This window comes from Lentzea sp. HUAS TT2 (assembly GCF_051853195.1).
GTDB lineage: Bacteria > Actinomycetota > Actinomycetes > Mycobacteriales > Pseudonocardiaceae > Lentzea.
Map to the genome: position 1 here is coordinate 7,031,559 of NZ_CP196667.1, position 13,319 is coordinate 7,044,877.

At 69.7% G+C, this 13,319-nt stretch carries 11 protein-coding genes; 5 read left to right on the plus strand and 6 right to left on the minus strand.

The window, feature by feature from the left end; translation table 11 throughout:
- Window positions 1-120 precede the first annotated feature (120 nt).
- Window positions 121-732, minus strand: a complete 612-nt coding sequence (locus ACSHWB_RS33840) for a class I SAM-dependent methyltransferase (protein WP_439657353.1) — start codon at window positions 730-732, stop codon at window positions 121-123.
- A gap of 320 nt (window positions 733-1,052) precedes the next feature.
- On the opposite strand from ACSHWB_RS33840, the gene ACSHWB_RS33845 reads away from it, so the two are divergent.
- Together ACSHWB_RS33845 and ACSHWB_RS33850 are read left to right on the plus strand one after the other, a co-directional pair.
- Window positions 1,053-2,210, plus strand: a complete 1,158-nt coding sequence (locus ACSHWB_RS33845) for a glycosyltransferase (RefSeq protein WP_439657354.1) — start codon at window positions 1,053-1,055, stop codon at window positions 2,208-2,210.
- A gap of 24 nt (window positions 2,211-2,234) precedes the next feature.
- Complete coding sequence (locus ACSHWB_RS33850; protein WP_439657355.1) at window positions 2,235-5,237, plus strand: MGH1-like glycoside hydrolase domain-containing protein; 3,003 nt, start codon at window positions 2,235-2,237, stop codon at window positions 5,235-5,237.
- Here the strand turns inward: ACSHWB_RS33850 and ACSHWB_RS33855 are convergent.
- Together ACSHWB_RS33855 and ACSHWB_RS33860 are read right to left on the minus strand one after the other, a co-directional pair.
- On the minus strand, window positions 5,234-5,842 hold the full coding sequence (locus ACSHWB_RS33855) for a TetR/AcrR family transcriptional regulator (RefSeq protein WP_439657356.1): 609 nt from the start codon (window positions 5,840-5,842) through the stop codon (window positions 5,234-5,236). The genes ACSHWB_RS33850 and ACSHWB_RS33855 overlap by 4 nt on opposite strands.
- Window positions 5,843-5,870: 28 nt before the next feature.
- Complete coding sequence (locus tag ACSHWB_RS33860) at window positions 5,871-6,734, minus strand: alpha/beta hydrolase (protein WP_439657357.1); 864 nt, start codon at window positions 6,732-6,734, stop codon at window positions 5,871-5,873.
- Between the two features lie 110 nt (window positions 6,735-6,844).
- On the opposite strand from ACSHWB_RS33860, the gene ACSHWB_RS33865 reads away from it, so the two are divergent.
- Window positions 6,845-7,606, plus strand: coding sequence for an SDR family oxidoreductase (locus ACSHWB_RS33865; protein ID WP_439657358.1), 762 nt, complete (start codon window positions 6,845-6,847; stop codon window positions 7,604-7,606).
- 29 nt (window positions 7,607-7,635) lie between these two features.
- Here ACSHWB_RS33865 and ACSHWB_RS33870 read toward each other — a convergent pair whose 3' ends face one another.
- Together ACSHWB_RS33870 and ACSHWB_RS33875 are read right to left on the minus strand one after the other, a co-directional pair.
- On the minus strand, window positions 7,636-9,174 hold the full coding sequence (locus ACSHWB_RS33870; RefSeq protein WP_439657359.1) for an acyl-CoA synthetase: 1,539 nt from the start codon (window positions 9,172-9,174) through the stop codon (window positions 7,636-7,638).
- Window positions 9,174-10,301: a DUF5938 domain-containing protein gene (locus ACSHWB_RS33875; RefSeq protein ID WP_439657360.1), complete on the minus strand. Its 1,128-nt coding sequence runs from the start codon at window positions 10,299-10,301 to the stop codon at window positions 9,174-9,176. Before ACSHWB_RS33875 ends, ACSHWB_RS33870 begins: the two co-directional genes overlap by 1 nt.
- 167 nt (window positions 10,302-10,468) lie before the next feature.
- Here ACSHWB_RS33875 and ACSHWB_RS33880 point away from each other — a divergent pair, with 167 nt between their 5' ends.
- Window positions 10,469-11,680 (plus strand): RNA-guided endonuclease InsQ/TnpB family protein, encoded by a 1,212-nt coding sequence (locus ACSHWB_RS33880; RefSeq protein WP_439657361.1) that lies wholly within the window; start codon window positions 10,469-10,471, stop codon window positions 11,678-11,680.
- Between the two features lie 53 nt (window positions 11,681-11,733).
- Here the strand turns inward: ACSHWB_RS33880 and ACSHWB_RS33885 are convergent, their stop codons facing one another.
- On the minus strand, window positions 11,734-12,537 hold the full coding sequence (locus ACSHWB_RS33885) for an SDR family NAD(P)-dependent oxidoreductase (RefSeq protein WP_439657362.1): 804 nt from the start codon (window positions 12,535-12,537) through the stop codon (window positions 11,734-11,736).
- Window positions 12,538-12,671: 134 nt separating this feature from the next.
- Here ACSHWB_RS33885 and ACSHWB_RS33890 point away from each other — a divergent pair, with 134 nt between their 5' ends.
- Window positions 12,672-13,310: a TetR/AcrR family transcriptional regulator gene (locus ACSHWB_RS33890; protein ID WP_439657363.1), complete on the plus strand. Its 639-nt coding sequence runs from the start codon at window positions 12,672-12,674 to the stop codon at window positions 13,308-13,310.
- Window positions 13,311-13,319: the final 9 nt, after the last annotated feature.

A 13,319-nucleotide genomic window follows, 5' to 3' on the forward strand; every position in this document is an offset into this window, starting at 1 on the left:
ATGAGGCTTGTGCTCTGGTTCACACTTGCTTGCGCTTGCGCGCTGAGCGGTGACCACGCGCTCGCGGCCGTCCTGGTGATGCTCCTCGTCGGCTGCGCGACCGACCGCGTGCGCTGACCGCTAGGGCTTGCGCGCCACGAGTCGCTCCACCACGCCCAGTTTGAAGCGCTCTTGTTGCTCCACGACCAGATCGTGGGCCTGCACCAGGTGCAGCGGGCGGCGCAGGAAGTGCTCGCCCGCCATCGGGACCGTGATCCGCTCGACCAGCCACTGCAGACCCCGCACGACTCGGGACGAGCCGGCGACGTGGTCGACCAGGATCAGCCGGCCGCCGGGCCGCAGCACCCTGACCATCTCGGCCACCGCGGCCGAGTGGTCGGGGATGGCGCACAGGCCGAGCGTGCAGACGACCGTGTCGAACGAGGCGTCGTCGAACGGCAGGGCGTGCGCGGTGCCCTGTTGCAACGTCACGTCGAGGCCGAGTTCGGCGGAACGGGTTCGGGCGAGGCCGAGCATCTGCTCGCTCAGGTCCAGTCCGGTCAGCGTCACGGAGGCGGGGTAGTGCGGCAGGTTGAGGCCGGTGCCGACGGCGACCTCCAGCACCTGCCCGGTGGCCCGGGAGCAGGCCCACTGGCGGGAGTCGCCGAAGACGCGGCGGTCCAGGACGCCGATCTCCTGGTCGTAGGTCGCCGACTTGCGGTCCCAGTAGTCCTGCCAGCGGGTCTGATCCATGCCGTCCAGCCAACACCAACTGGACAAGCAGGGCGAAGAGGGCTGAAGCCTGCTATCAGAAGTTGTGTCCGTTACTCGCCCAAGCGGCCCCGCGCCTGCTCCTGCTGGCGTCTGCAAGTACCACCAACTCAACATCAACAGGCACTTTCCTACCACCAACAGGGGCCCGAGAACACGGCGCCTGTTCGTTGGACGGCGAATAAGTTGGGTGTGGTTGACGGCGATTCGATCAAGAGTTGGTGGTACTTGCAGGCGCCTCGGCACCAGCAAGGACACGAGGTTTCGGACAAGAGCTCTGGTCAGGTGCTTAGATCTGCGCGGTGCGAGTCGTGGTTGTCTCCGGGGGCGATCCCGGTCATGTGGTGCCGGCCATCGCGTTGTGCCTGCGGTTCACGGAGGCCGGGGACACCCCGGTCCTGCTGACCGGTGACCGCTGGGTCGAGCCCGCCGCCGCCGAGGGGATCACGGCCGCGCGGGTGGCCGGCCTGTCGCTGGACGACCTGCGGGACGTGCCGGATCTCGGGCGCGCGCTGCACGACCAGGCCGCGACGCTGGCGTCGGTCCTCGCTCCCCAACTCGTTGCGCTGCAACCGGATCTCGTGGTGTGCGACGTTCTCGCGCTGGGTGCGAGCATGGCCGCGGAACTGGTCGGCCTGCCGTGGGTGCAGTTGTCACCGCACCCGCTCTACGAGCCGTCGAAGTGGTTGCCGCCAATGGGTAGCGGGCTGGCGGCGGGCACCGGGGTGCGCGGCAAGCTGCGGGACGCTGTGCTGCGGGCGATGACGGCCCGGTCGCTGCGGCAGGGTGAACGGCAGCGAGCCGTTGTGCGGCAACGGATCGGCCTCGACGCGACGGGAACGGGCCCGGCGGCGCGGCTGATCGCGACGTTGCCCGCGCTGGAGGTGCCACGGCCGGACTGGCCGCGCGACGCCCACGTGGTCGGGCCGCTGCTGTGGGAGGCGAGCCGGGAGACGCTGAGCCCGCCGCCCGGCGACGCTCCGCTGGTGATGGTCGCGCCCTCGACGGCGTGGACCGGGGCTCGGGGCATGGCCGAGATGACTCTGGAAGCGTTGGAGGACAAGGACGTGCGGGCTGTCGTGTCGACGTTCGCGCCCACCCCGCCTGGTCTGCCCGCGTGGGCGCGGTCGGGTCCGGGGAACCAGGACGCGCTGCTGCGGCAGGCTGCCGTGCTGGTGTGCGGTGGTGGTCACGGGATGCTGGTCAAGGCGTTGCGCGCGGCCGTTCCCGTCGTGGTGGTGCCCGGTGGCGGCGACCAGTGGGAGATGGCCTGCCGGGTCGCGCGGCAGGGCAGTGGCGTGGTCGTCCGGCCGTCCACTGTGGATGGACTGCGGGCCGCCGTGACGCGCGTGCTGGACGACCCCGGGTTCGGGATCGCGGCGACTCGGGCGGCCGCGACGATCGAGGATGTTCGAGATCCTGTTCAGGTATGTCGGACTGCGTTGAGTCTTGCGCGTTGAGAGCGCTCCCACTTCAATAGGCCCATGCGCGTGTCAAGGACGATGCTCGTGGTGGCTGCGTTGTTGATCTCTATGACCGGGCCGGCGGTGGCGCACCAGCGCGCCGCGGCGGCGCCTGACCTGTACCCCGCCGTCGGTGCGGGGACGACCTTCCTCAACCACTCCGAGCTGCTGGGCAACGTCCCGGAACCGGCCTGGTACGAGGCGAACATCCCGTTCGTCGACCTCCCCGACCGGGAGATCCGCGACACCTACTACTACCGCTGGCGCACCTACCGCGAGGCGCTCAAGTACACCGGCCCGAAGGACGGCTGGATCGTCTCGGAGTTCCTCGGCCCGGTCGGGTACTCGGCGCCGAACGGCGGCATCGTCGCCGCGGCGGGTCACCACGTCTACGAGGGCCGGTGGCTGCGCGACCACCGTTACCTGGACGACTACGTCGACTACTGGCTGCGCGGTTCCGGCGCAGGTCCGAAGCCCGCGACCGACTTCCTGAACAAGAACACGACCGACTGGGCCCACCAGTACTCGTTCTGGGCCGCCGACGCGGTGGCCGCACGCGCCGCGGTCGACGGACGCGCCCAGTTCGCCACCGACCGGCTGCCCGAGCTGGTCCGGCAGTGGCAGCGCTGGTCGCCGCAGCTCGACCAGGAGCTCGGGCTCTACTGGCAGACGCCGGTGTGGGACGCGATGGAGTACACGGCCAGCTCGTACCAGAGCCCCGATCCCTACCACGGCGGCGACGGCTTCCGCCCGACCCTCAACGCCTACCAGTACGGCGACGCGCGGGCGATCGCGCAGCTGTTCAGGGCACGCGGCGACAGCGCCGGCGCCCGCCAGTTCGACCAGGCCGCCGACGCGTTGCGGACCAACCAGGAGCGCTGGCTCTGGGACGACGCCGGCAAGTTCTACAAGCACGTGATGCGCGACAACAACCCCGGCCGCACCAAGCTCGCCGACCGCGAGTCGATCGGGTTCGTGCCCTGGTACTTCCACATGCCACCGGCGGCGAACAGCGCGGCGTGGGCGCAGCTGACCGACCCGCAGGGCTTCCAGGCGACCTACGGTCCCACGACCGCCGAGCGCCGCAGCCCGTGGTTCATGCGCGACGCCCTCAGCGGGTGCTGCCGCTGGAACGGCCCGAGCTGGCCGTACGCCACCAGCCAGACGCTGACGGCGCTGGCGAACCTGCTGATCGACTACCCGAGCCAGTCCTACGTGGACCGCGACGACTACCTCTCGGTCCTGCGCGGTTACGCGTTGACACAGCGCAAGAACGGCGAGCCCTACGTCGCGGAGGCCCACCACCCCGACGAGAACCGCTGGCTGTACGACGGCAAGGGCCACAGCGAGGACTACAACCACTCGACGTTCAACGACAACGTGCTGTCCGGCCTGCTCGGCATCCGCCCGCAGCTCGGCAACACCGTGTCGATCTCGCCGCTGGTCCCGGACTCGTGGAACAACTTCGCCGTCGAGAACGTGCCGTACCACGGCCACAACCTCACCGTGCTGTGGGACAGGGACGGCAGCCGCTACGGCAAGGGCGCCGGGCTGCGCGTCTGGATCGACGGCAGGCTCAGCCACACCCAGGCCGGTCTGGCCGCGGTGCGCCTGACGATCCCGGCACGGACAGCGGCCGACGTCCCGGAGCTGGTCGACGACTTCGCGAACGTCAGCCAGACCGGGCTCCCCACGGCCCGCGCGTCCTACAGCTACAGCGCCGACCCGCCCACCAAGGCGATCGACGGTCAGGACTTCCACCTGGACGTGCCCGGCACGCGCTGGACGTCGTACGGCAGCCCGAACGCCGCGGACTGGCTGGAGGTCGATCTCGGCGTGCCCGCGCCGATCTCGGACCTGCGCGTCGTGTTCTACGACGACGGCGGGGGAGTGCGCGTGCCGACGTCGTTCGACCTGCAGTACTGGGACGGTCAGTGGCGGGACGTTCCCGGCCAGCAAAGAACTCCGGCACAACCGGTGGCACGTCAGGTGAACCGCGTCCTGGTGCAACCGGCGGTGACCACCAGCCGGGTGCGGATCCTGCCGCGTCGCGCCGATGGCGGAGCCGTTGGCATCACGTCCATCTCGTCGTGGCGCTCGTCCGTCCGCGGGCTGCGCGCCTCGATGCCGGACGATCTCGCGGTCCGGGCCGGCGCGGTCGAGACGACCACGACCCTCCAGGCGCAGCAACCGTTGCGCGGTGTCCGGGCGACGCTCGCCGTGCCGTCGGGCTGGAGTGCCGTGCCGCTCAGTTCGGCCTACGCAGCGCAGCTCGCACCGGGCAAGAGTCTCGTCACGCGGTGGCGGATCACGCCGCCGTCCGGTCTCCGGCTCGGGGAACGCGCGCCGATCCGTTTGCTGGCAACGGTGTCCGGGGACTCCGGCGTCACGTCGGCGCTGAGCTCCGCGCAGACCGTCTTCGATCCCGCGGACTACGGCCGGGTGCTCTGGGACGACACCTTCGACACCGACCGCGTCGGCTCCTATCGCGTGGACGGCACGTTCGGCGAACCATCGCCGGCGTTGACGGTCGCGAACGGGGTGCTGACCGCCAGCGCGGGGAGCCGGGCCGGTTCGGTGCTGGCGGCGCCGGTGGCCGGGGACGCGCGCGGCACGGCGGTCGTCGTCGAACCCCGGTCGTTCGCGGGCTCGGCACCCGAGGACAGCCTGTTCCTCGGCCAGACGGCCGGTAACCGCGACTTCGCCCTGGCCTGGTTCAACAACGCGGGCAAGGCCTCGGGCGTGGACGTGACGGTCGGAGGGGTCCGCCGCGGCGACGAGGCCACCGGCGGCTGCTGCGCGACGCTGAACTGGGCGTCGGGTGACCGGCTCGCCGTCGTGATCGAGAACGGTCAGCTGACGAGCTGGCAGCAGCACGCGAACCGGTGGACGTTGCTGCGCTCCGCACCGATCGGGTCCGCCGTGGACCCCTCGGTCGTCGCGGGGTGGGCACCGGGCCTCGGCCTGCGGCTCGACGCGGGCGCGCTGACGATCGACCGCTTCACCGTGCGGGCCAGGGCCTAACCGCAGACGCGCTCGACCAGGACCTGCCAGCTGGTGATCAGGTTGTGCACCACGGCTCCCGGGTCGGGCGCGTCCTCGTCCTGCTTCTGCAGGTAGAGCAGGATCGGACCTTCCAGCGCCGCCACGAGCTGCAACGCGAGCGTGCCGCTGGCCGCGTCGTCCGGGCACGCCTCGGTGAGCAGCATGTGGACGTGGAACAACGACGGGCTGTCGCCGGCGGGCACGGGCTGACCGGGGTCCAGGGACGCGCGCGCCAGCACGGTGTGCTCGATCAGGAACTCGAGCCGTGCCCGCCCGAACGCGACCAGCCGTTCGACCGCCGGTGCCCCAGGGCCCAGCGGCGGCGGACCGGCCATCACCCGTTGCTGGAAGAGCTTCTCCTCCTCGTCCAGCAGGGTGTGGAAGATGCCAGCACGGGTGCGGAAGCGCCGGAACACCGTGCCCTTGCCCAGCCCGGCGCGTTCGGCGAGGCCGTCCATCGTGACCTTGTCGGCGCCCAGCTCCGCGACCATCTGCCGGGCGACCTCGATCAGGTGGGCGCGGTTGCGCGCGGCATCGGCCCGCTCCTCGCGAGGACGGCCCAACGGCAGTGCAACAGGTTCCACGGCCTGCACGCTACCCGGTGATCTCCGTTCAGCGGCGGAAGGCGGAGTCGATGAAGTCGCGCACGAGCCGGTGGAGCTTGTCCGGGTCGTCCTCGCGCAACATGTCGGTCCCGTGCCGCCCACCGGGCACGATCTCCAGGTGCTTGGCCGCGGCTCCGGACGCCTCGTACAGCCGGCGCGTCTCCTTGATCATGTTGCCGCTGTAGTCCTCTGGCGACACCGCGAAGAACGAGGGGCTGGTGATCTTCCGCACCGCCGCTTCTCCTTCTTGGCCCGCGCACTTCGCGGGGGACGACAGGATCAGCAGCCCGGCCAGCTCCGGCTCGTCGGCCGCGGTCACCGCACTGGACGTGCCACCGCACGAGGCACCGCCGAGCAGCACCCTCTCCGCACCGAACGAGTGCAGCGCGGCCAGTGCGGCTCGGGTGTCCCGGTCGATGTTGTCGTTGTCCTGGGCCGTCTCCGACGCGCCGTGGTTGCGGTACTCGAACAGCACGACGTGATACCCGGCCGCGGCCAGCTCCTCGCCCAACGCCAGCCACGAGCACATGTAATAGCCCTGCTCGTGCGACAGCAGCACACCGCGATCGCCCTCGCCCAGCTCCATCGCGGACAGCCGCACACCGTCCGAGCTGGTCAGGGTGAACACGTTCTGGTCGAGGCGGTCCGGCACACAGGTGTTGACCTGGTGGCCGCCGGCGGTCCTGCGCGTGCGTTCGGGCACGGTCGGGGCGTACGCGACCGCCGGCGGGTACGGGACCTTGGTCGTCGTGGTGGCGGTCGGGGTGCTGCTGGTGGTGGTGGGCACCGGCGGCGCCGCGGTGCCGGCTCCGCACGAGGTCACGCTGAGGGCGAGCAGCGCCGAGAGGACGTAGGTGGTGCGTGCGGTCATGGCACGCATGCTGCCAACCATTTGTGCGGAAATTGTCAGCGTGGCATACCGGTCCGTCACGAATCGGAGCGCTGTCTCGTCCACCTCTCGACCAGGAGAGGAGAACCGCGATGCGCGTGGCAGTGGCCGGTGGAACAGGTGTGGTGGGCAGGCTGGTGGTGCGGGAGCTGGAGCAGGCGGGGCACGACGCCGTGGTGCTGTCCCGCGGGTCCGGTGTGGACCTGACGACCGGGCAGGGGCTCGGGGAACGGCTCCAGGGCTGCGAGGCGATCATCGACGTCAGCAACCAGACGGTGTTGCGGGAGAAGGCGGCCGTCAGGTTCTTCGGCACCGTGACGGGCAATCTGCTCGACGCGGGCGCACGGGCGGGGATCGGCCACTTCGTGGCACTGTCCATTGTGGGCGTCGACGAGGTCGACACGGGGTACTACATGGGCAAGCGCAGGCAGGAGGAGCTGGTCAGCGGCGGCCCGCTGCCGTGGACGATCCTGCGCGCCACCCAGTTCCACGAGTTCGCCGAACCGCTGCTCGACCAGGCGCGCGGCCCGTTCGTGGTGGTGCCGAAGATGCTGTGCCGCCCGGTCGCCGCCGCTGACGTGGCTGCGCGGCTGGTGGAGCTGGTGGGACGGCCCGGCGGGCGGTTCGTGCCGCCGATCGCCGGGCCGCGGGAGTGGCGGATGGAGGAGATGGCCAAGCGGATCGCGGCGGCACGGGGTGACCGGAAGATCCTCATCCCGGTCCGGCTGCCTGGAAGAGCCGGCAAGGCGATGACCGGTGGGGCGTTGCTGCCGCAGGGGCCGTTCACCGAGGCCCCGCGCACGTTCGAGGAGCACCTGGCCGGGCTCGCGGCCCGCAGGCAGGCCGTTCGGTGACGGCGTGCCATCACCGAACGGCACGGTCGTCAGGTACCGGCGGAGAGCTGCTGCCTGATCTCGGCCTTCAGCACCTTGCCCACCTTGGACCGCGGCAGGTCAGGCCAGATCTCCACCTGCTTGGGCGCCTTCACGCTGCCCAGCTGCTCCTTCACGAACGCGATCAACGCGGCCGAGTCGGCCTGGCCGGAGGCGCGCAGCTGGACGACCGCCGTCACCCGCTCGCCCCACTTGGGGTCGGGCAGGCCGACGACGGCGCTGTCCTGGACCGCCGGATGCGCCCGCAACGCCTGCTCGACCTCGGCCGAGTACACGTTGAACCCGCCCGTGATGATCATGTCCTTGGCGCGGTCGACGATGAACAGGTAGTTGTCGGCGTCGAGGTAGCCGATGTCTCCGGTGTGGTGCCAGCCGAAGGCGCTCACCTCGGCAGTGGCCGCCGGGTTCTCGTGGTAGCCGGCCATCACCAACGGGCCGCGCACGACGATCTCGCCACGTTCACCGGTGGGCAGCAATGCTCCGTCCTCGGCCATGATCGCGACCTGGGTCAGCGGCGTCGGCCTGCCCGCCGACGACAACCGGTCGACCGCGACCGACCCGTCGGGCAGGAAGTGGTCGGCCGGTGCCAGCGTGGCGATCATGTTCGGCGCCTCGGTCTGGCCGAACAGCTGACCCATCACGGGCCCGATCCGGCGCAGCGCCTCGGTCAGCCGCACCGGGGACATCGGCGCGGCGCCGTACCAGAGGCATTGCAGCGAAACGAGGTCCGTCGAGTCGAGCGCGGGGTGATCGAGCAGGCCGTAGATCACGGTCGGCGGCAGGAACGCGTGGGTGACGCGGTGGTGCTCGATGAGCCGCAGGAACTCGCCGAGGTCCGGCGCGGGCATGATCACCGTCTCGCCGCCCAGCGACATGATCGGGAACGTGAGCACGCCCGCCGAGTGCGTGAGCGGGGCGAGCGCGAGGTAGCGCGGCCGGTGGCTGAACGGGTAGCTCATCAGGGTCAGCGCGGTCGCGGTCTCCAGGTTGTGCCCGGTCAGCCGCACACCCTTGGGCCGCCCCGTCGTGCCGCCGGTGCCCGCCAGCACGCACAGGTCGTCGTCGGCCACCGCCACCGGTTCCGGCTCACGTCCGTGCGTGGAAAGCCATTCGGTGAACGTGACCGCGCCCTCGACCTCGCCGTCCAGGCACACCAGGGTGGTCAGCGCGGGCAGGTCGCCGCGGATGCGGTCGACCAGAGGCGCGAACTGGGCCTGGAAGAACAGGCAGCGGCACCCGAACAGGTCGAGCAGCTCGCGGTTCTCCGCCGCCTCGTTGCGCGGGTTCACCGGGCACCACACCGCGCCGGCCCGCGAGATGCCGAACACGCAGGTGAGCGCGAGCGGGTCGTTGGCGGACAACACGGCGACCCGGTCGCCGGGCCCGATCCCGCTGCCCTGCAACGCCCCCGCGATGGCGCGGGAGCGTTGCTGGACCTCGGCGTAGCTCTGCGAGACCCCGCCGATGGTCAGGCAGGGCGCGTCACCCCCGAGTGACGCGCCCTTGTCCAGGTAGTCGCAGAGGCGCATCAGCGGTGCACTTCGACGATCGGGTCGAGGACCAGGCCGAACGACCGCAGCGCGCCCAGCAGCTCCCGGTGCCCGAACGCCTGGCAGCCAGAGGCGAACCCGACCCGGCGGGGCGCGTCCTGGAGCAGGTGCACGGCGGCGTGCACGTTCAGCAACGCCGTCTGCTTGTAGTTGCAGTTGCCGTGGATCACGCAGCTCGCGCGGCCCAGCGGACCCGAGGCGTGCACGGAGTCGAGCGAGATGTTGACCCGCGGGTTCTCGCGCGGCGGCATCTCACTGCGCACCTGTGCGGAGAACGCGTCGACGATCTCGTACTTCTCCTTGTCCGACTTGCCTTCCATCTGCTCCAGCGCCGCCGCGACGATCTGCGGCACACCCTGCATCAACGGCCGGTTGAACACGCCGCCGAGCGCCCGCACCGACGCGACCCGCGGATCCCTCTTGAACCACACAGGATGAGCGGTCCCGCCCCACGGCAGCGCCAGGCCCAGCTCGTGCTGGCCGGGCACGACGAGCTCGTAGAGGCCGGCGTCGGCGGGCCACTCCACGTACTCGTTCTGCTCCAGGTAGAACGCCTTCGAGAACGCGGCGTTCGTGAGGATCGTGTTGGTGGAGGCGACGGTGGGGTAACCCTTCCAGAACACCCCGATGTCCAAAGTGTCCAGTCCGGGCTGCTCCAGGCAGATCTGCGCGGCGATCTCGCCGACCGTGTACATCTGCGCGATGCCAGGGGAGAGCAGCAGGTTCTGCTTCGCGAACTCGGCGCCGTACTGGGCGTCGGTGTCGATCATCCAGTCCTGCTCGCCGTTGGTGTCGGTGTAGTGCGCGCCGACGTTCAGGCTCGCGCGGACCGCCTCGTGGCCGTAGCGGGAGAACGGGCCGACGGTGTTGAGCACGACCTTGGCGCCGGTGAACGTCTCGGTCAGCGCCTCCTCGGTGTGCTCGACCTCCACGACGTCGTAGGAGACGGTGTCGATGCCGGGGACGGCGTCGACGGTCTCCTTGACCCTCTTGCCATCGCGGCCGGCGGCGAGGAACGGGATGCCGTACTCGCGCAGGTACTCGCAGATCAGGCGTCCGGTGTAGCCGGAGGCCCCGTAGACGACGACGGGCTTGTCTGTGGGCACGCCGATCACCGCGCCTGTCGGTCGAGGCCATGGCCTTCAGGCCGGGGCAGTATCCGGATTCCGGCAGGAGTGTCCCAGGGGAGCTGGGGCAGTCGTGGCACGGAGCGCGCCAGCAGGCGACCAGGGTGTGTACTCATGGCAGAACCCCTTTGGATAGACTTGAAGTCGTGCGGACGGCGTATCGGTGCCGGGCTTACCCGGACGCCGACCAGATCGCGGTGTTGAACCGCACTTTCGGTTGTGTGCGCCTGGTGTGGAACAAGACCTTGGTCGAGCGGCAGCACCGTTACCGCGCCGAGGGGAAGTCCACCTCGTACCGAGAAACCGACGCGACGCTGACCCGCTGGAAACGCACTGACGAACTCGGATTTCTGTCCCTGGTGTCGAGCGTGCCTTTGCAGCAGGTGCTGCGGCACCAGCACGCCGCGTACCAGAGCTTCTTCGCCAGACGTACGAAGTGTCCCCGGCTCAAGTCCCGCTCCGGCCGGCAGGCCGCGCACTACAGTCGGTCGGCGTTCCGGATGCGTGACGGCTTGCTCCACCTGGCCAAGACGAGCGGCCCGTTGAAATTCGTGTGGTCTTTCCACGAAGTAGATCTGTCTACTGTGGATCCGACCATGGTGATCGTCGCCAGGGAGCCGGACGGCCGCTGGTACGTGACGTTCGCCGTCGACACCGCCGCTCCCGCGACACTGCCCGCGAACGGTCGTGCGATTGGTGTGGATCTTGGAGTGAAGGACTTCGCGGTGACCTCGGATGGCGAGCGGATTCCCAACCCCCGACACCTGGAACGCAAGGCGCGCAACCTGGCCCGCTACCAGAGGCGCATGGCACGTACCCAGCGCGGCTCGCGCAATCGTTCGAAGGCTCGGTGCAAGGTCGCCGCCGCACACCGCAAGGTCCGCCACGCCCGTCATGACTTCCTTCACCGCACCAGCACTCGCCTCGTTCGTCGCGCGGACGTTGTCGCGATCGAAGATCTGGCCGTGGCGAACATGGTTCGCAACCGCCGTCTGGCCGGCGCGATCAGTGATGCCGGGTGGGGTGAGTTTCGTGCGATGCTGGAGTACAAGGCGCAACGAGCCGGGCGCGTGCTGGTGGTCGTTGATCGCTGGTACCCCAGCAGCAAAACCTGTTCGACCTGCGGCCATCTGCTGACGGAACTGGCGTTGTCCACCAGGTGTTGGACATGTCCGAGATGCCGCTCTCGACACGATCGGGACATCAACGCGGCGAAGAACATCCTGGCGGCTGGTCGAGCCGTAGCCCTGGCAGACAGCCGGGGCGATGCCTGTGGAGCTGATGTGAGACGGCAAGGGACCTCCCTTACGCAGTCGGCTGTGAAACAGGAAACCCGTGCCGCGAGGCACACCGCGTAAGCGGTGTTCGGCGTGAGCCGAATGGAATCCCCGCTCTTCGCGGCGGGGAGAAGTCAAATTCCCATTCCGCCGTCTACCGGGAGACCCGCCCCGGTGATGAACTTCGAGGCGTCGGACGCGAGGAACACCACGGCGTCCGCCATGTCGTCGACCTGCCCGAGCCGGCCGAGCGGGGTGAGCTCCACGACCGCGCCGACGGCCGCCTCGACCGACGGGAACAGGCCCAGCTCCGCGCAGTCGACGGCCAGCTGGTTGCCCATCGCGGTGGGCGTGAGGCCGGGGTAGATGCAGTTGACCCTGACGCCGTAGCCGAGCTTGCCGGACTCCGCGGCCGCGACCCTGGTCAGGCGGTCGATGGCGGACTTGGTCGCCGAGTAGACGCTGATGCCGGGGAAGGCGATGGTCGCCGCGACGGACGCGATGCTGATGATCGAACCGCCGTTGCCCGCGGCTCCTCCGGGACGCATCGCGCGCAGGCCGTGCTTGAGGCCGAGCGCGGTGCCCAGCACGTTCACGTCGAGCATCTTGCGGACGTCGGCGGGGTCGAGCTCGGTGATCAGGCTGGTGATCTCGATGCCCGCGTTGTTCACGAGGATGTCGAGTCCGCCGATCGCGTCGACCGCCGTGCTCACCGCGGAGGCCCAGCTCGCGTCGTCGGTGACGTCCAGCGCCACGAACTCCGCGGTCGCGCCCGAGTCGCGCAACGCCTGGGCGGTCTGCTTGCCCTCGTCCTCCAGGACGTCGCCGATCAGGACCGACGCCCCGGCCGCCGCGAGAGCCTGCGCCATGCCGGCGCCGAGACCTCGTGCACCGCCTGTGACCAGCGCTTTTCGCCCGCTCAGCTGATAACTCGTCATTGAGTCGCCTCCTCGGTGAGATGGCTCACACCCTAGCTATTCCTTGACAGTCGTCAAGTTTTTCCTTGACGACTGTCCAAGATTTTTTGGACGAATGGTCAAGGTTTGTCGCAGTGAGCGTTAGGATCCGATGCGTGACAGAAGTCGCTCAGCGCAAGCAGGACCGGATCGCCCGCCGGCAGGTCGACAAGTTCGACGCCCGGCGGACCGAGCTCGCCGTGGCGACGCTGCACACCCTCGCCGAGCTGGGCTACGCGCGCACGAGCCTGCGGGAGATCGCGCAGAACTCCGAGTTCTCGCACGGCGTCCTGCACTACTACTTCGCGGACAAGCGCGACCTGATCACCGAGGCGGTCCGCCAGTACGAGGTGGTCTGCGTGACGCGCTACGACGAAGTCGTGGCGACGTCGGCGACGGCGGAGCAGCTGCGCGCCGGGTTCGTGGCGATGTTCTTCGACACCCTCGGCCAGGACGCGCCGCTGCACCGCCTCTGGTACGACCTGCGCAACCAGAGCCTGTTCGAGGAGTCGTTCCGCGTCGACGTGCTGGAGATCGACGGCCACCGCGAGGACATGGTGTGGCGGGTGATCAGCCGCTACGCCGAACTGCTCGGTGGTGCGCCCGCGGCCTCGCCGGTCACGATCTACGTCACGCTCGACGGCATCTTCCAACGCGCGCTGCTGCACCATTTCGCGGGCGACACCGACGCGGTCGCGCAGTTGCGCACCGAACTGCCGGGCGTGATCGACCTGCTGGTGACCAAGGCGGGATAACGGCCGTAT